This is a genomic window from Pseudomonas sp. R3-56 (genome assembly GCF_051132075.1).
Classification (GTDB): domain Bacteria; phylum Pseudomonadota; class Gammaproteobacteria; order Pseudomonadales; family Pseudomonadaceae; genus Aquipseudomonas.
Window position 1 is genome coordinate 2753240 of the sequence record NZ_CP071657.1, and the last position, 21803, is coordinate 2775042.

General features: G+C 60.4%; 20 protein-coding genes. 10 read left to right on the plus strand and 10 right to left on the minus strand.

What is annotated here, in order from left to right; genetic code table 11:
* Positions 1 to 6: 6 nt before the first annotated feature.
* The 3 genes from J3P96_RS12495 (at position 7) to acuI (ending at position 5532) form a co-directional block, all read left to right on the plus strand.
* On the plus strand, positions 7 to 3360 hold the full coding sequence (locus J3P96_RS12495; protein WP_434657502.1) for a M10 family metallopeptidase C-terminal domain-containing protein: 3354 nt from the start codon (positions 7 to 9) through the stop codon (positions 3358 to 3360).
* Between the two features lie 300 nt (positions 3361 to 3660).
* Positions 3661 to 4473, plus strand: coding sequence for an oxidoreductase (locus tag J3P96_RS12500; protein ID WP_434657505.1), 813 nt, complete (start codon positions 3661 to 3663; stop codon positions 4471 to 4473).
* Between the two features lie 72 nt (positions 4474 to 4545).
* Complete coding sequence (gene acuI, locus J3P96_RS12505; protein ID WP_434657508.1) at positions 4546 to 5532, plus strand: acrylyl-CoA reductase (NADPH); 987 nt, start codon at positions 4546 to 4548, stop codon at positions 5530 to 5532.
* Between the two features lie 40 nt (positions 5533 to 5572).
* On the opposite strand, the gene J3P96_RS12510 is transcribed toward acuI, so the two are convergent.
* The 3 genes from J3P96_RS12510 to J3P96_RS12520 all read right to left on the minus strand — a co-directional run bounded on the left by J3P96_RS12510 (position 5573) and on the right by J3P96_RS12520 (position 9087).
* Positions 5573 to 6136: a cytochrome b gene (locus J3P96_RS12510; RefSeq protein WP_434657511.1), complete on the minus strand. Its 564-nt coding sequence runs from the start codon at positions 6134 to 6136 to the stop codon at positions 5573 to 5575.
* Positions 6137 to 6227: 91 nt separating this feature from the next.
* Positions 6228 to 7682 (minus strand): aldehyde dehydrogenase family protein, encoded by a 1455-nt coding sequence (locus J3P96_RS12515; protein WP_434657514.1) that lies wholly within the window; start codon positions 7680 to 7682, stop codon positions 6228 to 6230.
* A 31-nt stretch (positions 7683 to 7713) separates the two neighbouring features.
* Complete coding sequence (locus J3P96_RS12520; protein WP_434657517.1) at positions 7714 to 9087, minus strand: aspartate aminotransferase family protein; 1374 nt, start codon at positions 9085 to 9087, stop codon at positions 7714 to 7716.
* A gap of 215 nt (positions 9088 to 9302) precedes the next feature.
* Between J3P96_RS12520 and J3P96_RS12525 the strand changes: the two genes are divergently transcribed.
* Both J3P96_RS12525 and J3P96_RS12530 read left to right on the plus strand, forming a co-directional pair.
* The gene (locus J3P96_RS12525) at positions 9303 to 10271 is read left to right on the plus strand and encodes a helix-turn-helix domain-containing protein (RefSeq protein WP_434657520.1); all 969 of its coding nucleotides are present in this window, start codon (positions 9303 to 9305) and stop codon (positions 10269 to 10271) included.
* A gap of 150 nt (positions 10272 to 10421) precedes the next feature.
* Entirely contained in the window at positions 10422 to 11306 is an 885-nt protein-coding gene (locus tag J3P96_RS12530) for an alpha/beta fold hydrolase (protein ID WP_434657523.1), read from the plus strand.
* A gap of 25 nt (positions 11307 to 11331) precedes the next feature.
* On the opposite strand, the gene J3P96_RS12535 is transcribed toward J3P96_RS12530, so the two are convergent.
* Genes J3P96_RS12535 through J3P96_RS12545 form a run of 3 tightly spaced genes read right to left on the minus strand, consistent with a single transcriptional unit; the run spans position 11332 to position 14464 of the window.
* On the minus strand, positions 11332 to 12636 hold the full coding sequence (locus tag J3P96_RS12535; RefSeq protein WP_434657526.1) for a CitMHS family transporter: 1305 nt from the start codon (positions 12634 to 12636) through the stop codon (positions 11332 to 11334).
* A 51-nt stretch (positions 12637 to 12687) separates the two neighbouring features.
* Entirely contained in the window at positions 12688 to 13416 is a 729-nt protein-coding gene (locus tag J3P96_RS12540) for an ABC transporter substrate-binding protein (RefSeq protein WP_434657528.1), read from the minus strand.
* A 1-nt stretch (position 13417) separates the two neighbouring features.
* The gene (locus J3P96_RS12545; RefSeq protein WP_434657530.1) at positions 13418 to 14464 is read right to left on the minus strand and encodes an Ldh family oxidoreductase; all 1047 of its coding nucleotides are present in this window, start codon (positions 14462 to 14464) and stop codon (positions 13418 to 13420) included.
* 94 nt (positions 14465 to 14558) lie between these two features.
* Here J3P96_RS12545 and J3P96_RS12550 point away from each other — a divergent pair, with 94 nt between their 5' ends.
* Positions 14559 to 15446: a LysR family transcriptional regulator gene (locus J3P96_RS12550; RefSeq protein WP_434657533.1), complete on the plus strand. Its 888-nt coding sequence runs from the start codon at positions 14559 to 14561 to the stop codon at positions 15444 to 15446.
* 40 nt (positions 15447 to 15486) lie between these two features.
* On the opposite strand, the gene J3P96_RS12555 is transcribed toward J3P96_RS12550, so the two are convergent.
* Positions 15487 to 15888: a winged helix-turn-helix transcriptional regulator gene (locus J3P96_RS12555; protein WP_434657535.1), complete on the minus strand. Its 402-nt coding sequence runs from the start codon at positions 15886 to 15888 to the stop codon at positions 15487 to 15489.
* Between the two features lie 113 nt (positions 15889 to 16001).
* Here J3P96_RS12555 and J3P96_RS12560 point away from each other — a divergent pair, with 113 nt between their 5' ends.
* The 3 genes from J3P96_RS12560 to J3P96_RS12570 all read left to right on the plus strand — a co-directional run bounded on the left by J3P96_RS12560 (position 16002) and on the right by J3P96_RS12570 (position 18150).
* The gene (locus J3P96_RS12560; RefSeq protein ID WP_434657537.1) at positions 16002 to 16736 is read left to right on the plus strand and encodes an SDR family NAD(P)-dependent oxidoreductase; all 735 of its coding nucleotides are present in this window, start codon (positions 16002 to 16004) and stop codon (positions 16734 to 16736) included.
* Between the two features lie 71 nt (positions 16737 to 16807).
* A complete protein-coding gene (locus J3P96_RS12565; RefSeq protein WP_434657539.1) occupies positions 16808 to 17407 on the plus strand; it encodes an NADPH-dependent F420 reductase in 600 nt (199 codons plus the stop codon).
* Positions 17408 to 17595: 188 nt separating this feature from the next.
* Entirely contained in the window at positions 17596 to 18150 is a 555-nt protein-coding gene (locus J3P96_RS12570) for a hypothetical protein (protein ID WP_434657541.1), read from the plus strand.
* A gap of 62 nt (positions 18151 to 18212) precedes the next feature.
* Here the strand turns inward: J3P96_RS12570 and J3P96_RS12575 are convergent, their stop codons facing one another.
* The 3 genes from J3P96_RS12575 to J3P96_RS12585 form a co-directional block, all read right to left on the minus strand.
* A complete protein-coding gene (locus tag J3P96_RS12575; protein ID WP_434657543.1) occupies positions 18213 to 18569 on the minus strand; it encodes a type II toxin-antitoxin system RelE/ParE family toxin in 357 nt (118 codons plus the stop codon).
* A gap of 2 nt (positions 18570 to 18571) precedes the next feature.
* Positions 18572 to 18862: a type II toxin-antitoxin system ParD family antitoxin gene (locus tag J3P96_RS12580; protein ID WP_434657546.1), complete on the minus strand. Its 291-nt coding sequence runs from the start codon at positions 18860 to 18862 to the stop codon at positions 18572 to 18574.
* Between the two features lie 729 nt (positions 18863 to 19591).
* Complete coding sequence (locus J3P96_RS12585; protein WP_434630701.1) at positions 19592 to 20491, minus strand: LysR family transcriptional regulator; 900 nt, start codon at positions 20489 to 20491, stop codon at positions 19592 to 19594.
* A 112-nt stretch (positions 20492 to 20603) separates the two neighbouring features.
* On the opposite strand from J3P96_RS12585, the gene J3P96_RS12590 reads away from it, so the two are divergent.
* Positions 20604 to 21794, plus strand: a complete 1191-nt coding sequence (locus tag J3P96_RS12590; RefSeq protein WP_434657549.1) for a CaiB/BaiF CoA transferase family protein — start codon at positions 20604 to 20606, stop codon at positions 21792 to 21794.
* Positions 21795 to 21803 lie beyond the last annotated feature (9 nt).

Consider the following 21803-nt stretch of genomic DNA (forward strand, 5'->3'; position numbering starts at 1 on the left):
GCTCCCATGCCCAGTCCATTTTTCGGTTATTCATCTGTTTCGTCTGCCAGCCTGACCGGCAATGCGCAAGTCGATAGTTTGCTTTACGGCACTTATTGGTCAGGCAATTCAACGAACAATGGCATGCCCGTTACCTCATTGACGTACAGCTTCATTACCGATAATTCACGTTTCACCTTCGATTACAGCAACAACAACGAGGACCTGGCCACCTATGTCCTGACCCCGGCCCAGCAGAACAGCGTCGTCAGCGCGCTGGGTGCGTGGAGTTCGGTTGCCAACATTCAGTTCACGCAGGTTGGCGAATCCTTCAGCAATGTCGGTGACTTGCGATTTGGTGGTTACCAAGGGATGGATGACGGCGTCGCCGCCTGGGCTTATATGCCTGGCACCAGCCCTACTGCCGGCGATGTCTGGATTGGCCCGTCGACGAATGATCCAGCGCCCGTCAAAGGCTCCTACGACTACTTGACCTTTGTGCATGAGATCGGGCACGCGCTGGGCCTCAAACATCCGTTTTCCACTAGCGGCTTCAACCCCACCGTGCTTGCTACCGAGTTCGACGACGTACGTTACACGGTCATGAGTTACAACGACCCGTACCTCTATGAACCGACCACGCCGATGCTGCTCGACATCGCCGCCATACAGAGCCTTTATGGGGCGAATAACCAATGGCAGACCGGGAATAACACCTATAGCTGGGCTGCTGGCCAGTCGGTTTTCGAGACGATCTGGGATGCGGGTGGCAATGACACCATCGACGCGAGTAATCAGGAGGCAGCGGTACGCATCAATCTGAATGAGGGCGCGTTCAGCAAGATCGGCCAGGCGTTCCTGAACGTCAACACACTGTCTCTCTTCAACGAAGGGTTGGCGATTGCCTATGGCGCAAAAATCGAGAATGCGGTCGGTTCAGCCTACGATGACACGCTGATCGGTAACGAACTGGGCAACGTACTCAACGGCCTAGGTGGTGCGGACACCCTCGACGGCGGCGCCGGTAACGACAGTTATTACATCGACAGCCTGTCCGACACGATCATCGAGCGAGATGCTTCGCTCACGCAGATCGACAGTGTCCTTTCAGCCGTCAGCTATACCCTGGGTGCCAACTTCGAAAACCTGAAGTTGATCGGCAGCGGCAACCTGAATGCAACCGGCAACGCGCTGAACAACCGCATCACCGGGAACGCCGAGGCCAATATCCTCGACGGCGGCAGTGGTGCGGATACCCTGACCGGCGGCGCTGGTGGTGACACCTACCTCGTCGACAACGTCGGGGATGTCATCAACGAAGCCAGCACCGTGGCCGATGAAATCGACACCGTTCGTTCATCGGTGGCCTGGCGACTGGGCAACAACCTGGAAAACCTGACGTTGACCGGCGACGCCAACGTCAACGCCGCCGGCAACGAACTGTCCAACGTGCTGACCGGCAACGCCGGCAACAACGTCGTCAACGGTGGAACGGGGCAAGATACGCTGATAGGCGGCCTGGGGGACGACAACTACGTGGTCGACAATGCTGGCGACACGGTCGTCGAGCTTGCCGACGAAGGTCATGACCTGATCCGTACCTCGGTGAACTACACCTTGTCGGCCAATATCGAAGACGGCCAGTTGCTCTATAACGATTCCCTCACGCTTATCGGCAACGCGCTGGACAACAGACTGACCGGTAACAGTGCCGCCAACGTGCTCAACGGCCTCGGCGGTGCGGACATCCTCGACGGCGGTGCCGGCAACGACAGTTATTACATCGACAGCCTGTCCGACACGATCATCGAGCGAGATGCTTCGCTCACGGAGATCGACAGTGTTCTTTCAACCGTCAGCTATACCCTGGGTGCCAACTTCGAGAACCTGAAGCTGATCGGCAGCGGCAACCTGAATGCAACCGGCAACGCGCTGAACAACCGCATCACCGGGAACGCCGAGGCCAATATCCTCGACGGCGGCAGTGGTGCGGATACCCTGACCGGCGGCGCTGGTGGTGACACCTACCTCGTCGACGACATTGGCGATGTCATCAACGAAGCCAGCACCGTGGCCGATGAAATCGACACCGTTCGTTCATCGGTGGCCTGGCGACTGGGCAACAACCTGGAAAACCTGACGTTGATCGGCAACGCCAACGTCAACGCCGGCGGCAACGAACTGTCCAACGTGCTGACCGGCAACGCCGGCAACAACGTCGTCAACGGTGGAACGGGGCAGGACACGCTGATAGGCGGCCTGGGGGATGACAATTACGTGGTCGACAATGCTGGCGACACGGTCGTCGAGCTTGCCGACGAGGGTCATGATCTGATCCGTACGTCGGTGAACTACACCTTGTCGGCCAATATCGAAGACGGCCAGTTGCTCTATACCGACTCCCTCACGCTTATCGGCAACGCGCTGGACAACAAGCTGACCGGTAACAGCGCCGCCAACGTACTCGATGGCCTTGCTGGTGCGGATACCCTGGAAGGGGGCGCCGGTGCTGATACTTACGTGGTCGACAACGTCGGGGATGTCGTCAATGAAGCGAGCACCGTGGCCGATGAAATCGACACGGTCGTTTCATCGGTGGCCTGGCGACTGGGCAACAACCTGGAAAACCTGACGTTGACCGGCAACGCCAACGTCAATGCCGGCGGCAACGAACTGTCCAACGTGCTGACCGGCAACGCCGGCAACAACGTCGTCAATGGTGGGGCGGGGCAAGACACGCTGATAGGCGGCCTGGGGGATGACAACTACGTGGTCGACAATGCTGGCGACACGGTCGTCGAGCTTGCCGACGAAGGTCATGACCTGATCCGCACCTCCGTGGACTACACCTTGTCAGCCAATATCGAAGACGGCCAGTTGCTCTATACCGACTCCCTCACGCTTATCGGCAACGGGCTGGACAACAGACTGACCGGTAACAGCGCAGCCAACGTACTCGATGGCCTTGGTGGTGCGGACACCCTGGAAGGTGGTGCCGGCAACGACCAGCTCGAAGGCGGCGCTGGCAATGACATACTGATCGGCGGGATTGGAACAGACACCCTCATCGGTGGCGATGGAGCCGACCAGTTTGTTTTCACTGCGCTCGATGACCTGGGCAGCGGTAGCGCGCGTGATGTCATTTTTGATTTCAGCGCTCTGCAGGGCGATAAAATCGATCTTTCGGGATTGGATGCCGACACACTGACCGCGCTGAACGACACGTTCAGCTTTATCGACTCGGCTGATTTTACCGGGGCCGGGCAATTACGCTTCGTCGACCATGTGCTTTATGGCAACGTCAATGGCGACCTGAACGCGGATTTCGAGATTCAGTTGCTAGGCGTCAATTCCTTGAGCTCGAACGATCTGCTGGCTTGATACAAGCGCGAGAGTAAACGGCTGAGGTGGAGGGGCGCATGCCTCTCCATCGAGCCAGCGGTCCTCCCCTCACCATCACCCTGCGTTTCCAAGCGCCTAGCGGCGCGGGCCGACGACGATTCTCCCTCAACGCACTGCACCGCGTCGATCTGCCGCTGGTGATTATGCCCGCCTGTCGCTCTCGTAAATTAGATGTCAGTCGAAATCAAAAGTATTGACGTCTATAATTATGATCATCATCATAGAGTTTCCCGACACGCGTTGATGCCGGATCCCGCCAGGCAGCCAGAGGAACACTGTATGACCACCATTAAACCCGTAGCGTTGGTGACCGGCGCTTCGTCCGGCATCGGGGAGGCCATTGCGAACAGACTCGCGGCGGCTGGCTACTCCGTATATGGCACTAGCCGGCGAGGTACACCGGCGCTTCATCAGGCATTTTCGATGCTGGCGCTGGACGTGACCGACGACGCCAGCGTCCACGCCGCTGTCGCCGAGCTGCTGCGCCGGGAAGGGCGTATCGATTTGCTGGTCAACAATGCCGGCTTCGGGCTTGCTCCGGCCGCGGCGGAAGAAAGCTCGATCGAGCAGGCCAAGGCCGTCTTCGATACCAATTTTCTCGGTGTCGTGCGCATGACCCGCGCCGTTGTGCCCCACATGCGACGTCAGGGCAGCGGTCGAATCATCAACATCGGCTCCATTCTTGGTGTCGTATCCGTACCTTATGTGGCGCTCTACGTGGCCAGCAAACATGCGGTGGATGGCTATTCCCAAGCGCTGGACCACGAGTTGCGCACCCATGGCATCCGGGTGGTCGTCATCGAGCCCGGCTATACGCGCACGGCATTCGAAAGCAACAGCCTGCAGGCCGACGCCAAGCTGGACGTGTATGAGGACATTCGGGTTAAGGTAACGAAGGTCGTCAACCAGGCAATGGCGACCGCCGAGGGCCCCGACGTGGTGGCTGACGTGGTGCTCAAGGCTGCTCGCGCCGAGCGGCCGAAGCTGCGTTACACCGCCGGCAAGACAGCCGCGCAGTTGCAGTTCATGCGTCGCTTCGCGCCGGCTGGCGTGCTGGACACGGGCATCCGCAAGGCCCTGCAGCTCGCGTGAACTGCCAGCTGGGCCAGCGCCCGCATTCGCTGCGTTGGCCCCGACCCGCTCAGAATGAAGAGGAAAACAACAATGACCTTCAAAGCGCTGCTTTGCACCAAAACCGCTGATGTGATTTCCACCAGCCTGGTCGACTTCAAGGATGAGGACCTGATGGCCGGCGACGTCACCGTCGCGATCGAGTACTCCACCGTCAATTACAAGGACGCCTTGGCGCTTAGCGGTCGCACACCAGTGATCCGCCAATTTCCGCTGATTCCCGGCATCGACTTTGCCGGCGTTGTCGAGAGTTCCAGTCATGCCGGTTTCCAGGCTGGCGATCGGGTGCTGCTCAACGGCTGGGGGCTGAGCCAGACCCACCACGGCGGCTTTGCCCAGAAGGCGCGCGTGAGCGGCGACTGGCTGGTGAAGGTTCCGGAGGTTTTTTCGACCCGCCAGGCCATGGCCATCGGCACCGCCGGCTACACCGCGATGCTCAGTGTGTTGGCCCTGGAGCACGGTGGCCTGACGCCTGAGCGTGGCGACGTTCTGGTGACCGGCGCCAATGGTGGAGCGGGCTCGGTGGCGATCGCGCTGCTCTCAGGCCTGGGCTATCGGGTGATTGCCTCGACCGGCCGCCCGGAAGAAGCCGATTATCTGCGCGATCTAGGCGCCTGCGAGATTATCGATCGCCACACCTTGTCCGAGCCGGGTGCTCCGGTTGCCAAGGAGCGCTGGGCCGGCGTCATCGATTCGGTCGGTAGCCATACCCTGGTCAATGCCTTGGCACAGACTCGATATCGTGGCGTTGTCGCCGCTTTCGGCCTGGCGCAGGGGGCGGATCTGCCCGGCTCGGTGCTGCCCTTCATCCTGCGCAACGTGACCCTTGCCGGTATCGATTCGGTGAACGCTCCGCAAGACGTACGCCTGCAGGCATGGTCGCGACTGGCCCGGGATCTCGATGTGAACAAGCTCGCCCGGACCACCCAGGTCGTCGGCCTGGCGCAGGTTCCGCAGGTCGCCGCTCAAGTGCTGGAAGGAAAGGTGCGCGGGCGTACGGTCGTGGATGTGAACGCATAATCAAGGCCTCCCGCGGTGTCCGACGAGGGTTTGAAAGCCGTCAGAGCATGCGGCGCAGCACGTCGCTTCGGGGATCGCGGTCGAGGAACCGGTGCTTGAGCGCGCCGGCAACGTGCAGCAGGATCAGGCCGAGCAGCGTGTAGGCGAGCACCTTGTGCAGCCATTGGAAAACGACGAACCAATCGTCATTTTTTCCAAGCAGCTCCGGGAGGTTCACGCCAAAGAAGAACACCCCGTCGCTCATCGTGTAGGTGCTCGACATCGAATAGCCCATCAACGGCACGATCACCAGCAGCGCATACAAGGTACGGTGGGCGAGTCTTGAGGAAACCCGTTCATAGCGCGCCAATGATTCCGGCGGCTGCGGCAGCCTGGGGGTTCGCACGCGCAAGACGATCTGGACCAGGACCAGCAAGAATGCCAACACCCCGAACGATTTGTGCCACGGATAATAAAGCTCGTATTTGCTCGCGACTTCGTCATCCAGCCCGGTCATGTGCCAGCCTGCCCAGAGCAGGCCTGCTATGAGCACGGCGCGCGCCCAATGCAGGAGTCGCAGGGACGTAGGATACCGATCAACAGGTGTTTGATTTACCGGATTCATCACGGTCTCTCCATCGGTAACAAAAATGCACCTGAGCGACCCTCGGGTAATCAGCGCATCGAGGGTCGCTCGGTCAGTGCAGGGATGGCTATCAGGTGGGCAGCAATACGGTGATGACTTTTTCTTCGGTGTAGGCCAACGCGCCGGCAAATCCGCCTTCCCGGCCAATGCCGCTGGCTTTCACCCCGCCCCAAGGCAGGTTGGCGTCCTGCGGGCTCCAGCAGTTGACGCCCACGGCGCCGGCCTTCACCGCGCCAGCCACGCGATGCGCTTTTGCCAGGTCGTTGGTCCAGACCGTCGCCGCGAGGCCGTAGGCCGAATCGTTGGCCAAGGCAAGAGCCTCTTCTTCGCTGTCGAAAGTGATCACGGTGCCGACCGGGCCGAAGATCTCGTCCCGGGCGATCGCCATGTCATTGCGTGCATTGGCAAAGATGGTCGGTTGGACAAACCAGCCCCGTTCTGGCGTCGATACGCCGCCAGCCAACAGCGTGGCACCTTGCTCGATGCCCAGTTGGATGTACCGGTTGACGCGCTCGAACTGGGCCTTTTTGGCCACGGGGCCCATCTGTATGTCAGCTTGCCGAGGATCGCCGACCTTGACCGCTCGTGCCGCATCGGCAAGCGCCGCGGCGAAGCGCTCGGCGATGCCGCGCTGGACCAGGATGCGCGAGCCGGCCGCGCAGATCTGTCCCTGGTTGACGAACAGGCCGAGCGAGCAGCCATGCAGCGCATCGTCGAAGGGTGCGTCATCGAAGACAATCTGCGGACTCTTGCCGCCCAGCTCCAGGGCGACGCGCTTGAACAGCACACCGGCGGTGCGCTGGATCTCGCGACCCGCTTCGGGGCTGCCGGTGAAGCTGATCTTGGCGACGTGGGGATGTTCGCACAGGGCACGGCCGACTTCATCGCCGTAACCGGTCACCACGTTGATCACCCCGTCTGGGAAGCCCGCTTCCTGGGCCAGCGCCGCCAGGTGCAGGGCCGATTGCGGGGTTTCTTCCGAAGGTTTGATGACCACCGTGCAGCCTGCCGCGAGTAACGCGGCGAGCTTCCAGACGGTGATCATCAGCGGCGAGTTCCAGGGGACGATGGCGCCGACCACGCCCACCGGCTCGCGCACCGTATACGACAGGGTCCTGGTGCCGAAATAGCCGCCGGAGGGGATGGTCCGGCCCTCCAGCTGATTGGCCCAGCCGGCGGCGGCGCGCAGATTCGCAACGGCGTTGGGGATGTCCATTCGGCGGGGTTCGAGGGGGGAGCGGCCGATGGCATTGGCGTCGAGGTCGGCGAGCTGTTCGGTGTCGCGCTCGACCAGGTCAGCCAGTTTCGACAGCAGTCGCGCGCGCTGGGCGCCGTCGAGCCGACTCCAGGCGCCACGCTCAAGTTGGTCGAGCGCAGCGTTCACCGCACGGTCGACGTCCTCGGCGGTGCCGCGTGCGGAGCTGCCGTAGGCCTGTTCCGTCACGGGGTCGACGAGGGGGATGCGGCGACCGTCGGAGGCTTCGACGGCCGCGCCTTCGATGAAGTGTTTGAAGTGCTGGGTCATTTTGCAGTCCGTAATAAAGTGAAGTGGACGGTCATGCCTTGAGGGTGGCCAGGGCGTCGCCAAAAATGTCCAGGGCCTTGAAGAACAGCGAGCGTGGGATCGTCAGCGACGGCATCACCCGCATCACGTTGCTGTAGCGACCGCAGGGAATCATCAGTACGCCGTGGTTCAGCAGGTAGCCCATCAGTTGACCGATCCTGGCCGGCGCCAGCGGCGCCTTGGTGACCGGGTCCTCGACCAGCTCGATGCCGATCATCAGGCCGCGACCGCGTACCTCGCCGATGAACGGGCTGTCGAAACCGCGGATGCGTTCCTGTGCTTCCAGCCCGAGCGTGTGGGCGCGGTTGAGCAGGTCGAGCTCGGGGTCCTGGAGGATGCTGATATTGGTCAGCGCCACGGCCGCCGAGAGTGAGTTGGCGGCAAAGGTATTGGGCACCGAGCCGTCAGGAATCGCCGCCGCCAGGTCCGAGCGCATGATCAGGCCCGCCATCGGCAGGTCGCTGCCGATGCCCTTGCCGAAGGTGAGCATGTCGGGCTTCACGCCTGAATGTTCGACCGCCCACATCTTGCCGGTGCGTCCCGCGCCGGACTGCACTTCATCGACGATCAGCAACGCGCCACTGCGGTCGCAGGCCTTGCGCAACAATTGCAGAAACTCTGGCGACGGGGGCACGTAGCCGCCTTCGCCCTGGACCGGTTCGACGATCACCGCGGCCACGTCATCGGCCGCTGTGTAAGGGGTGTTCAGCAAGTAATCCACGTATTCGCCGGCGATCTGCTCGGCGCTTTTGTGCGTGGTGTCGAAGGGAAAACGATAGGCGTAGGGGTAGGGCGCATGAATGACCCCGCCCATCTGGGCACCGTAGCCCTTGCGGTAGGCCGTGCCAGTGGTCAGCGCGCCCGAGGCGTTCCAGACGCCGTGATAGCCACCGTGGAAAGCGATGATCTGATGCCGCCCGGTAATGCGCTTGGCGAACTTGACCGCGGCTTCCAGCGCGTCGCTGCCGCTTTGCGTGAAGAACGTTATGCAATCGCCGCGCAAGCCGTCAGGGCCGATTTCGGCAATCTTCGCCGCCAGTTCGGTGCGCCGGGTACTGTTCACTTCCAGGGCGTGCATCAGCACTTCGGACTGTTCACGGATCGCTTGCACCACCTTCGGATGGCAGCGGCCTACGCTGCTGACGCCCACGCCGGCGGACAGATCGATATAGGTGTTGCCATCGGGGTCCTTGAAGGTCGCGCCAAAAGCCCGGTCCATGGCCACGGGCATGCGTCCGCCGCCGCGCGCCATCGACTCGGTACGCGCCGATAACGCCAGGGCCTCGATGGTCCTGGGGCCGGGAATGGCGGAGGTGATCCGCGGGGCATCCGCAAAATGCAGGGATTCAAGTTTGGCTTCACTCATGACGGTCTCTCAGGATGTCGGTTTCAGTGTCCCGATCATCCCCGTCGCCCGTGCGCGGCCGGTAGCCCGAATCGGCACATTGGCTGGCCGCCACAAGCGTTCCGGCATGAGTGCTGACAGCTAATCAAATAAATTTGCAGAATTCTCCTATCGTGAGAATATTGCGCACAAAGACGATCCCAAAAACAAGAATATCGGCAGAGGCTTTTGTCATCATGAAAAACCACAACATCAGCCATTTCCGCGATATTCATGTCCACGCCGCTACCGTCCAGGAGTGGAATCAGGATTACAACCAACTGACCGCCGGCTCGGCCGAGAGCTCGCTCATACAGCTGAGCACCGCGCGCTGCCACGTATTTCGCGAGAAGATCAACCAGCGTGTCGTGCAGCACGGCGTTGCGCCCCGGGGCAAGATGTGTTTCGCCGTGCCCATCACGGTTCCGGGTTCGATCCGGATGCAAGGGCGGGAGGTCGACGACAGCAGCCTGTTCTTCCTGCACGGGGGCGAGGAGTTCATGTTCCATATGCCGATGGGCATGGAGCTGCTGGCCATTACCTTCGAGCGCGAATGGTTCGAGCAGGCGCTGGCACAAACCACCTCGGCAAAGGAAATCGGTCAATTGCTGTGGCAGCCGGTCATCAGGCTGCCCACTCAACGTTATGCCGACGCCCGCCGTCGCATGCTGGCGGCATTCTCCCTGGCTCTCTCAAGCGAAGAGCTCGACCCGACGCAAGATCGCGAGCTGGCGCTGGAACAGGCCATGCTCGGCGAGTTGCTGCAACTGATGACCGATCCGGCCTGCGACAAGCAGCAGCGCACGCCAAGCTCGACGCGCAGTTACATTGTCGAAAAATGCCACCGTCTGGCGACCGCGGAACTGAACAACGTGCCCAGCGTGGACGACCTCTGCCAGCGCCTCCAGGTGAGCCGGCGTACCGTGCAGAACAGCTTCCGCTCGGTTGCCGAGACCACGCCAATCAACTATCTGCGCTCCGTCAGGCTCAACGGTGTGCGCCGGACCTTGATGTCTACCCGGGCGTCCCATCTGTCGATCGGCGACGCCGCCGCCCAATGGGGTTTTTATCACCTCAGCCATTTTGCCGCGGAGTATCAGGAGCTGTTCGCGGAATTGCCCTCCCATACTGCCCGCGCCGCCATTCCTGATTGCGCCCATGCCTGAAGGTTCTCCTGGCGCAATCGGCGGTGCGCTGGCGTCGATTCCGGGCGGGACGCTTCTCGCTTCTGATGGAAGGCGAGGTTATCGATTCATTGAGCATGGGCGTGTTTTTCCTGGTCCGATTTTTCGATCGCAGGTGCCACGCAGGAGGCAATGTTGAAAACTGTTAAAGCCGGTGTTCTGGAAATCGCCTATCTGGAGGTCGGTCCGGTCGACGGGGCCCCCGTGGTGTTGCTCCACGGCTTCCCCTATGACGTGCATGCCTACGATGAAGTCGCCAGGATCCTGGCTTCAGCTGGAAAGCGATGCTTGACGCCTTACCTTCGTGGCTACGGCCCCACCCGATTCCTGGATGAGCAGACAATGCGCTCTGGAGAGCAGGCGGCAATAGGAGCCGACCTGTTGGCTTTTCTCGACGCACTGAAAATCGAAAAAGCTGTACTTGCGGGTTATGACTGGGGCGGAAGAGCGGCTTGCATCGTCGCCGCGCTATGGCCGGAACGGGTAAGCGGTTTGGTCAGCTGTGGTGGCTACAGTATTCAGAATATCGCTGAAGCGCACCAGCCTGTTTCTCCCGAGGCTGAGCACCTCCTCTGGTATCAGTACTATCTTCACGGTAGCCGTGGTCGCGCTGGATTGACCTCGAACAGAAAGGATTTCTGCCGCTTGTTATGGCGCATGTGGTCGCCCACCTGGAGGTTCACCCAGGAGGCGTTCGAAACGACCGCTGCAGCGTTTGAGAACGACGACTTTGTTGACGTGGTAACACACTCGTACCGTCATCGTTTCGGATTGGTCGAGGGAGATCCAGCCTATCGGGACATAGAATCCCGGCTTGCCGCACAACCCGGGATCGGGGTGCCTTCATTGGTTCTGGAGGGTGGCGCTGATGCGGTTGATCCGCCTGCCGAGGAGGACCCATTCGCCCGTCATTTTACCGGGTCGTATCGCCGGGAAATCCTGGAAGACATTGGCCACAACGTGCCTCAAGAGGCGCCAGGAAAATTTGCTGACGGGATCTTGAGCCTCGGTGGTTGACTTCCTTGGCAGGCTGCCCTTGCTCTCAAGTAAACAGCGTGATCGCTCCCGTCAGTAATGAGGCGAATGTCATCAGGAGCGAGAGTAATACCGCCCATTTGATGGTGCTCTTTTGGAAGTCTCCAAGGTCCCGATCAATCATGCCGACCAGCAATAAAGTCGATGCCACCAGCGGACTGATCTGATGCACAGGTTGGCCCAGTACCGAAGCACGGGCGATTTCCATGGGGCTGATGCCGTATGCCGCTGCGGCGTTGGCCAGAATGGGCACGACACCAAAGTAATACGCGTCGTTGGACAATAAAAAGGTCAGCGGCATGCTGGTAATCGCCACCACGAGCGGGAACAGATGCGCCCAGGAAGCCGGGATGGTGTTCACCATCAACTGTGCGATCGCATCGACCATCTTTGTGCCCGAGAAAATGCCCGCGAACACCCCCGCTGCGAATACAAGCAAGACAACGACCATGGCATTGCCAGCATGGGCGAGCATTCGCTCTTTTTGCAGGTTCAGATTCGGGTAATTCATGACTAGGGCGATCACGAATCCCAGCAGGAAACTGATCACCGAATTCAGCAGTCCGGTGACCAGGCAGACCATCACCATCGATACCAGTATCAGGTTGGGCACCACGTTCTTCGGTTTTTTATGCTCACCCTGGCCGACGATGGAATCTATGTAACAGTCATCTCCACCGCTGGCCAGCGTCACCACACCGATCCGCCGAACCTCGCGCCGTCCCAGTACATACGCGATGTAAAGCACCCCGGCGGCGCCGATGGCCATGGTCGGCAACAGCGGAATGAAGAACTCCGCGGCGTCCAGCCCGAGCACCGCGATGACCCGAGTCGCCGGCCCGCCCCACGGTGTCATCCCGCCCATCACGCTCAGCGAAAGCACGCAGATACTGGCGAGAATCATCGGGTTCATCTGGATGCGTTTGTACAACGGCAGCATCGCTGCACAAGTGATCATGTAGGTGGTCGTGCCGTCGCCATCCAGTGCGGTGGTCAACGAGAGAATGGCCGTACCGACGGCAATCTTGACCGGATTGCCATTCACAACACGCAGGATCGTCTTGATCATCGGGTCGAACAGTCCGGCATCGAACAACACGCCGAAGAACAGGATCGCGAACAGTAACAGCGCTGCCGATGGGGCAACCATCTTGATGCCGTCGAGCATCATCTTGTCGGTGGTGAGCGCGAACCCCGCGAGGATCGAAAAGACCACCGGTACGACGATCAGCGCAACGATGGGCGAAAGTCGCTTCGCCATGATCAGGTAGGTAAATACCACGACCATCGATAAGCCAAGGAATGCCAACATGTCAGTTACTCTTGTTTTTATTGGATAGGACGCAAGACGTTTGGGGGGTAGTCAGCCGGGGACCGTGGCGCCAACGATGCCGTGGCGCTTGATGGCCTCGGCCACGAAGCCGCTGGCCTTGGCCCGCTCGACAAATCGTCGCAAGCATTCGGCGGCGTCCTTGCCATAGGCATGGGGAACTCCCATGGCCTGGCGAATCTCCATGAAACGCCCCGACAACAGGCGCAGGCCGGGGAAGCGTGTGGTATCGAACTCAAGCTGTTGCTTTACGCCTGCCGCCACATCGGCATGCTCGGCGAGGAAGATATCGACCACGGTCGGTGAAGTCGGTGAGCGGATAATCGTGGCGTGCTTGAGCTCCCGCGTCAGGTGCAGGTCATAGGCGCTGCCTTTGCCGACGACCAGCGCCAGGCCTGGCTGGTCCACTTGGTTGATGTCGCTCAAAGGCGAGTCTTCCCTGACCAGGTAGCAGCCCTCGATCAGCACATAGGGTTCGGTAAAGGCCAGTTGTTCGGCGCGAAGTGGGTCGATCGCGAAGAAGCCGAAGTCGGCTCGGCCCTCGGAAACCGCCGCGACGGATTCCCCCGCGCTTTTGAATACGCGCAGCTCAAGCGGCAGCCCGAGCTCGTCGGCGAAGGCTGCGGCCAGATCGACCGAAACACCGACCGCGTTCCCGGCTTCGTCCAGCCGCGCGAGGATGGGGTTGCCCACGTTGATCGATGCGCGCAGCACGCCAGTGGGGCTGAAGATGGCCGCAAGGTTGTCCGTTGATGAAGTCATCTCAGGCCACCCGACTTGCGTATTGATCCAACAGCCGCCAGGTGGCGGCATCCACCGGGACGCCCTCCTGCAAATGGCGCCGCATCTTCTTCAGTTCGATCTCCCCGGGAACGATGACCGGCGACGCGGGTTCGATGGGGGGGCTTTGATGAAGGATCGATGCGAAGTCGCTCATGCGCTCCTGCAGCCAGTCAGCGGAGCCAAGGCGTGCCGTATCGATGAGGATGAAGAAGTGCCCCAGGTTCTGTGGCTCATCCGGCGCATCGACCCAGGATTTCACATGGGTCAGATAGGCCGCGTTCGAGAGCAGCCCCGCCAGCAGGTCAACTACCAACGCGAGCCCGTAGCCCTTGTGGCCGCCGATGGGTAACAGGAAGCCTTCCAAGGCTGCGCGGGGATCAGTGGTGGGCCTGCCGTTGACGTCCGTTGCCCAGTTGTCCGGAATGCTTTCCTGGCGGGTGAGGGCGTTGCGGATCTTGGCCCGCGCGACCACGCTCATGGCCATGTCCAGCATGAAATGATTGCCATCCGGATTTGGTACGCCGAACCCCAGAGGACTGTTGCCCAGGCGTGCATCGCTGCCGCCCGAAGGCGCGATCGTGGTGGTCGCATTGCTGCCGATGATGCTGGCGAAGCCTTGCTCGGCCGCGATGTAGGAGTAGGGCGAGACCGGGCCGAAATGATTACTGCCTCGCGCCAGGACCAGGCCAATGCCGAACTGCCGGGCGATCTTCATTCCGGCCTCCAGCGCTGTCATGCCGACCAACGGGCCGACGGCATTGCGCCCGTCGACCCGTGCGATCGCAGAGGCAAGCGCTTCCACGGTCGGCTCGGCTGCGGCGCTTATGCCGCCGGACTCGAGGCGCTCGCCATAGGACTCGATGCGGCTCAGGCCGTGGGTGGTCAAACCGAACAAGTCGGCAAGCACCAACACCTCACAGACCTGTTCGGCGGCTTCTGGCGTAAGCCCCAGGCCTTGGAAGGCAAGGCGCCCCAATTGGCGGAGATCTGCAAGGGCAACATCAGTGGATTCGTTTTTGTTGTGCATGGAAATGGCTCATGGATTCGACTGAGTTGACAGGTTGCCGGTCGCTGATTAAAAAGAGAAATGCAAATAAAAGTTCGATCTATGAGGGAAGCGCATGAATTTCGATCTCGCGGATCTGCGCGGTTTTCTCGCTGTAGCGGATCTGGGCAGTTTCAGCGCGGCTGCCCAGGCGCTGCATTTGTCGCAATCCGCACTGTCGCGTCGGGTCGACAAACTTGAATTGGCCCTGGGGGTGCAGTTGTTCGAGCGCACCACCCGTCGAGTGGAACTCTCTACCATCGGCCGTGGTTTTCTGCCCCGCGCGCGGAATGTGCTGAACGAACTGGAAAATGCGCTGATCGGTTTTCACGACCTGGCCTACCGACTTTCCGGAGAAGTCACCATCGCCTGCGTACCCTCGGCGGTGGCGTATTTCCTGCCGGATGTCATTCGGCAATACCACGCCAAATACCCGGGAATCCGGGTGCGGGTCATCGATGAGTCGTCGTCTGCGATCCTGACGGTGGTGGCCAGGGGAGAGGCGGATTTTGGCCTGACCTACATAGGTACCCAGGATGCCGACGTGGTGTTCCAGCCGTTGCTGGAGGAATCGTTTGTCGTTGCCTTGCAAGTCGGCCATCCGCTGACCGAGCGCGAATCACTGACTTGGGACGACCTGACAACGGTGGACTACATCAGCCTGGCGCAGGGCAGCGGCAACCGTTTCCTCATCGACCAGGCGCTCGCCAACCGCGATATCCGGCCCCGGTCGTTTTGTGAGGTGAAGCACGTTCCGGCGCTTGTCAGCCTGGTAGAGGCGGGGCTGGGCGTGGGTGTGGTGCCCAAGCTGGCCATGCCGGCGGAAGGGCATGCGACCCTGGTCACGCGCCCGCTGACGAATCCGGCGATCAGCCGAACCCTGGGGCTGATATCGCGTCGTGGACGAACGTTGTCTCCGGTGGCGCAATTGCTTTTCGACCTGTTGATGGGGATCGGGAAGTAACGACCGCCACGCCTCCTGGAACAGCCGCAGATGATGGCTGTCAGGCAGTTTGTCGATCTGGCGATTCCTGAGGTTCTTGCGAAGGTAACGCGTCGCGTTCGGCGAAGATGCTTGCCATTTCCGCCGCATGTTCGGTCCCCCATGTGCACAGAGGGATGATTGCTTCGGCCAGGCTGCCACCCAGCGGAGTCAGTGCGTAGTCCACCCGTGGCGGCACTTCCTTGTAGTCGGTCCGTGCCAGGACGCGGTCGGCTTCCAGGTCTTTCAATTGCTGGATCAGCACTTTGTCGCTGACGCCTGGGATCAGGCGCTTGAGTTCGCCGTAGCGCTTCGGGCCGTTGCGCAGAAAAAACAGGACCAGCGGTTTCCACTTGCCCGAGATGATGCGTAGCGTGGCATTGAGCCCGCATCCGGTGTCGCAGATTTCAGGAGACGTCGTCATTTTTTGATACTTACCAAAAGGTGCATACTTGTCCTTAGGTTATCAGGGCTTCATCCTCGTTCTCAAGCAATCAGTTTTCCTGCTTGCGTACAACGCCTACGAGGAGACACGACATGACCAGACTGAATGGAAAGACCGCAGTGATCACCGGCGGCGCTACCGGCATCGGTCGAGCTGCCGCCAAGCGCTTCATTGAGGAGGGCGCCTTTGTCTTCATCTTTGGCCGCCGCCAGTCAGCGCTGGACGCCGCCGTGGCCGAGCTTGGCCCGAATGCCCGCGCAGTCAAGGGGTCGGTTTCCGATCCGACCGATCTCGACCGACTCTACGCGACAGTGAAGGCCGAACGCGGGACCCTCGACATCGTCTTCGCCAATGCCGGGGCGGGAAGCCCACAGGCTCTCGGCCAGATCACCGCCGAGCACATTGACGAAATCTTCGAAACCAACGTCAAGGGAGCGATCTTCACGGTCCAGAAGGCGCTGCCATTGATGGGCGAGGGTGGCTCGATCATCCTGACCGGCTCGAGCGCCGGCACCACCGGGGCTCCGGCATTCAGCGTCTACAGCGCGAGCAAGGCGGCCGTGCGCAACCTCGCTCGGACCTGGGCGGAGGACCTCAAGGGCACTGGCATCCGGGTCAACGTGCTGTCGCCTGGGCCGACGGCGACCGAACTGGCGGAGGAAGCGTTGGGCGAGGAGGGCATGAAGGTCTTCGCCTCGATGAATCCGCTCCAGCGCATGGCCGATCCAGCAGAAATCGGCGCAGCCGCTGCGTTCCTGGCATCAGCAGACAGCAGCTTCATGACCGCCAGCGAAGTTGCCGTTGACGGCGGCTTGGCGCAAATCTGATTGTTCGCGCCCGGCCAGTCGCTCCATTCCAGATTCGGAGCCCGCAGGGCGCAGTCACCTGAGGAAAAACCATGAGCTACGCAATTATCGGCTTCGGCAAGATCGGCCAGGCGCTTGCCAATGCATTCGCCCGAAGCGGCATCGAGGTTTCTGTTGCAACCACCCGTGCCCCTGAAAGCTTTGCATCCGATGCGGCCGCGATTGGCCCGGGGATCATTCCCAAACGACTGGCGGAGGCAGTCAAGGCGGACATCATCTTTTTGGCTGTTCGCTACGAGTCGCACCGGGACGTTGCGAAGGCGCTGCCGAGCTGGGAGGGCAAGACGATTATCGATGTGACGAATGCCTATGGTGTATCCCCTGAAGAACTCGGGGGCCTGCCTTCTTCCAAGGTGGTCGAACATGCCTTCGAGGGAGCCAGGCTGGTGAAGGGATTCAACCATTTGATCGCCACTGTCCTCGAGCAGAATCCGACGGTACAGGGCGGCAGGAGAGTCGTGTTCCTGGCCAGCGACGATGAGGACGCAGCGGAGGAGGTGGGTGCGCTTGCGGAAAACCTCGGATTCGCCCCCATCAGGCTGGGTGGGCTTTCGGAAGGAGGACTGCTTGTACAAGCGCGTGGAAATAGCTGGGGCAAACTGATCTTCAAAGATCTGGTCAAATTCGACTGATGGACCGCTGTATCTTGCAGCATGCGACATGGCAGGGCGCGCTTGGCGCCTCCGGCGAGTCTTGAGCAGTAGAGCGATATGAGCCAGGGCTGAGAGCGACATCCTGGGCAAATGAGCAGGCAAGTAAGTTAGGCTGTTCGCACGACAGGTAGTCGGTATTCGACGGCCTGAAAACAAAGGCGCTATGAATGTCGAAGCATTTGCTGTTGGGCTGGACCCGTTCCTTGTGCGTGCTTGCTGCCTTGAGCGGCGTGGCCACCATGGCCGTTGCTGCCTCGCCTGAAGAAACCGCTACGGCGGCATCGGACACGCAAGCGGTGTCCCTTGCAGGCGGCAAGCTGAAGTTCGTGCTGAACGGCGTCGAGGCCCGTACCTTGAACAGCGACAACGGCGGCACGATGTACTTCGATCCGAAAAGCGAGCGGGCCATCATCGTTACCGAAGGTCCGGCGCCGACTGCGGGCACCACCCCGGACGCCGCGTTTCGCCTTGCCGTGGATACCGTGAAGGAAAAGCAGCAGGCCGCGTCAGCCAACTTTCGCATGACTGGCGAGAAGACCATTCAGGTGAACGGCTTGAAGATGTACCGCCTGGACGGCACCGACGATTTCAACGGCCTGAAACTACTGATGGCCTCGTTGATGACAATGAACGATCAGAACATCACTATCATCGAAGTGATGTCCAGCGTAAACGACCCGGCCGGCCACACCGCTGCGTTGAAGAACATTCTGGGCAAGTAAACCGCAGGTTTCCGGATAGTTCGCTATTCCCGGCCAGTTAAGCCGTTGGGCCAGGTTGCTGATCAATCGTTAGGCAAGTGCAACTGCACTTCCATGGCGTCATGAAGGAGCCTGACGACCTCGATCACGTCGTCGTTTGCCACACGATAGAACACGATATGGCGTGGGCTTTTGACCGTTCCATGGGTTTGTTTGGCCTGCAGGCGTGAATAGATGAGGTGATAGCTGCGAAGGCCCGGTGCAAGCTCATCGCGGTCGTGGCTGCCGATGCGATAAGGCGTGTCGGCAAGCGCTTGCAGCGCCGCGAGGATCAGCGCTTGGTAGCGCTGACGAGCTTGATCGCCGAACTGCGTCTGCGAAAGCCTGAGAATGTCGACAATGTCGGCGCGCGCCGGGTTGGAAATCCGAAACTGCGGCATGCTCAGTGTTTCTCGCGCGCAGGGAGGGTTGCCTCCAGGCTCAAGCCCTCGAGGTAGTGCTCCAGATCCCCTTCGTTCACCTGAGTAACGCGCCCGTGCTCAAGATCCATGATGCCGATTGAGGTCGCCTGACGCAGGGCCTCAATTTTGGCGGTGTCTTCGGCGACGCGCTGCTCCAATAAACGTAAACCTTCTCGCATCACTTCGCTGGCATTCTGATAACGACCGGACTGCACCAAGTCATGGATAACCTGTTCCTGGTGAGGGGTGAGCACAACGTTTCGCGTCGCCATAACTAGCTCCAGTTCTATGCAAACAGGTACTTTTGATTGTTGGCATATTATGCCATCTTCGCTCAGGGGAATAGCTTGGGGCCGATATCCGGCGATCAGGTGATGGCTGACTCGGCGCCAATCAGCAAGGTTCAAAGTCATCCGCCCGTAATAAAGCGACCTGCAGATCAGTGCCCGCCGTTCCGCTGATAGCTTCAGGCCGGCCTATCGAATCGCAGAGTGTCCGGTGGGAGGTATCCTCATCAATAGCCCACTTGGCCTTAGGCTGGGGGCATCCTTTTCAAACCATCCAAAGCATGCCCTCAGATGTGCCCCCAATGTAGCCATCCACTGGAAGTGAATGGAGCTCCATGGTTTGTGGAAAGGCAGAAATGATCAGCCGAACAGCCTGCCAGACGACGTCTAAAGACTCTCAGGCAAGCCAAAAAACATTTTGACTTGCTCTAGTAGTTACAGCCTGAAAAAATCGACTTGTGCCCCCAGTTTTGCCCCAATTCGAACCGAGTGTGCGAGTGATCGCGAGTGACGACTCCTGCCGCTGAGGCCCTGAGTAACCAGATCGTATTGCGCCTGAAGCCGCTGACAATGATTGACACCACGCAACCAGGCGCCAGCTACCGACTGCGGAGACCGCTAAGGAAAAGCAACTGACACAAGCTCGCTGCATGGTCAATCAAGACGGCGCCAGAAGGGATAGCGTTTAACTCCGATTTCGGTCAACTCTATTTCCTACTCCAGACTCCCGAGGTAGTTATATAAGTTCATTGCTTCCGGTGACAGACGCGAGGCGTCAGCCACGCCGACATATAACGTACGCGTCGCCCAGGCCCCCTCCAGCGGTATCGCTCGTAGCTTCGATTCGAGCAGTTCGGGATGGACCGACCCGAGCGGCAGAATGCCAATGCCCAATCCAGCCTCGATCATGCGGCAGATACCGTCAAAACTGCTGACTTGAATCCGTACTTTCAGCAGCCTCCCAGTGCTGGCAGCGGCGTCGTTGATGCGACGCAGCAGTGAGCTCCCCTGATTCAAAGCCACGTAATCAAAGTCCAGCGTGTCAGCCAGGGTCACGGCGGCACGCTGCGCCAACTCGTGGGCTTGGGGCACCAGCACCACGAGGCGGTCGCGTCGATAGGGCTGCATTTGCAGCCCGGGAGCAGGCGCATTGTCGGCAAAGATTCCTATCTCGGCCTGGCCGCTTTCCACCGCATGGATGGTGCTGTCGCTGAGCGCTTCCGCAAGCTCGATACGTACGTGGGGGTTGGCCGCCAGAAATATCGCCAGGTCATGCGGCAGGAATTGGATCACTGCCGAGGTATTGGCAAACAACCGCACATGGCCGCGAACACCATTCGCGTAGTCGGTGGCGTCGTGGGCCATCTGCTGTGCGACGTCGAGGATGGCCCGCGCATGTTCTGCCAGGCCGCGCCCAGCGGGAGTGAGCTGCAGTCCTCGGGCCATGCGGGTGAACAAGGTGCAGTGGGTCACCCTTTCAAGTTCAGCTAGCCGCTTGCTCGCTGCGGAAACGGTCATGTGCGCACTGTTTGCGGCCTGGGTCAGGTTCTCCGTCTTGGCGGTCAATACCAACAGGCGTAGCGACACCAAATCGAGCTGCAACAAATTGAACATATCCACCTCTGTGTTTCCAGTTTGGAAAGAGTAGTGGAAATCTTTGAAATTCTCACGCCGTGCGTTTGAGTGGATTATCCGACCATCACCTCCAACAAGAACGGAAAACGTCATGAGCCTACCGCTAGAAGGCATCAAGGTGGTCGAAATGGGCCAACTGATTGCCGGGCCTTTCGCCGCCAAGATCCTCGCCGAGTTCGGCGCTGAAGTTATCAAGATCGAACCGCCGGTCACCGGCGACCCCCTGCGCAAATGGCGCTTGCTGCACAACGGTACGTCAGTTTGGTGGGCGGCCCAGTCGCGCAACAAGCAATCTGTCACCCTCGATCTTCGTCAGGCCGAAGCCCGGGAGGTGGTCAAGCGGCTGGTCAAGGGCGCCGACATCCTGATCGAGAACTTCCGTCCTGGAACACTGGAAAAATGGGGGTTGGGCTGGGATGAGCTGTTCGCTATCAACCCTGGCCTGGTGATGCTGCGGGTGTCCGGCTACGGCCAGACCGGGCCTTATCGCGACTTGCCAGGCTTCGGCGTTATCGGAGAAGCCATGGGCGGTTTGCGTCACCTATCCGGCGAGCTAGGACGCACCCCGGTGCGGGTCGGGGTGTCGATAGGCGACTCGTTGTCCGCACTCCATGGTGTGATCGGAGTGCTGCTTGCACTACGCCATCGCGAACAAAATCGCGGTGTTGGCCAGCAGGTGGATGTGGCTTTGTATGAGTCGGTTTTCAACATGATGGAAAGCCTGATTCCTGAGTATTCGGTGTTTGGCACGGTGCGCGAGCCGGCCGGTAGCAGCCTTCCGGGTATTGCGCCTACCAATGCCTACCGTTGCAAGGATGGAAAGTACGCATTGATCGCGGGCAACGGCGACAGCATCTACCGCCGCCTGATGGAAAAGATCGAACGCCCGGACTTGGCCGAGGACCCGGAACTGGCGCAGAACGATGGCCGTGTGCGCCATGTGGCGCGCATTGATGCGGCAATTTCCACGTGGACGGCCGAGCGGAACCTTGATGATGCGCTCGCCGCGTTGAAGGACGCCAACATCCCCTCCGGCAAGATCTATGACGCCGCCGACATTGCCTCCGACTCCCATTACCAGGCACGCGACATGCTACTCGCCAGCCAGTTGGACGACGGCACTGCCGTCACCTTGCCCGGCATCGTTCCCAAGTTGACGGCCACGCCCGGCCGTGTGCGTTCGCGTGCGCCGAGTCTTGGACAACACACAGATGCGGTGCTTGAGAGCATCGGTATCGATGCGCCGACCCGTAGAGCCTGGCGTGCTCGCGGCCTCATCTGAAACCAGGAG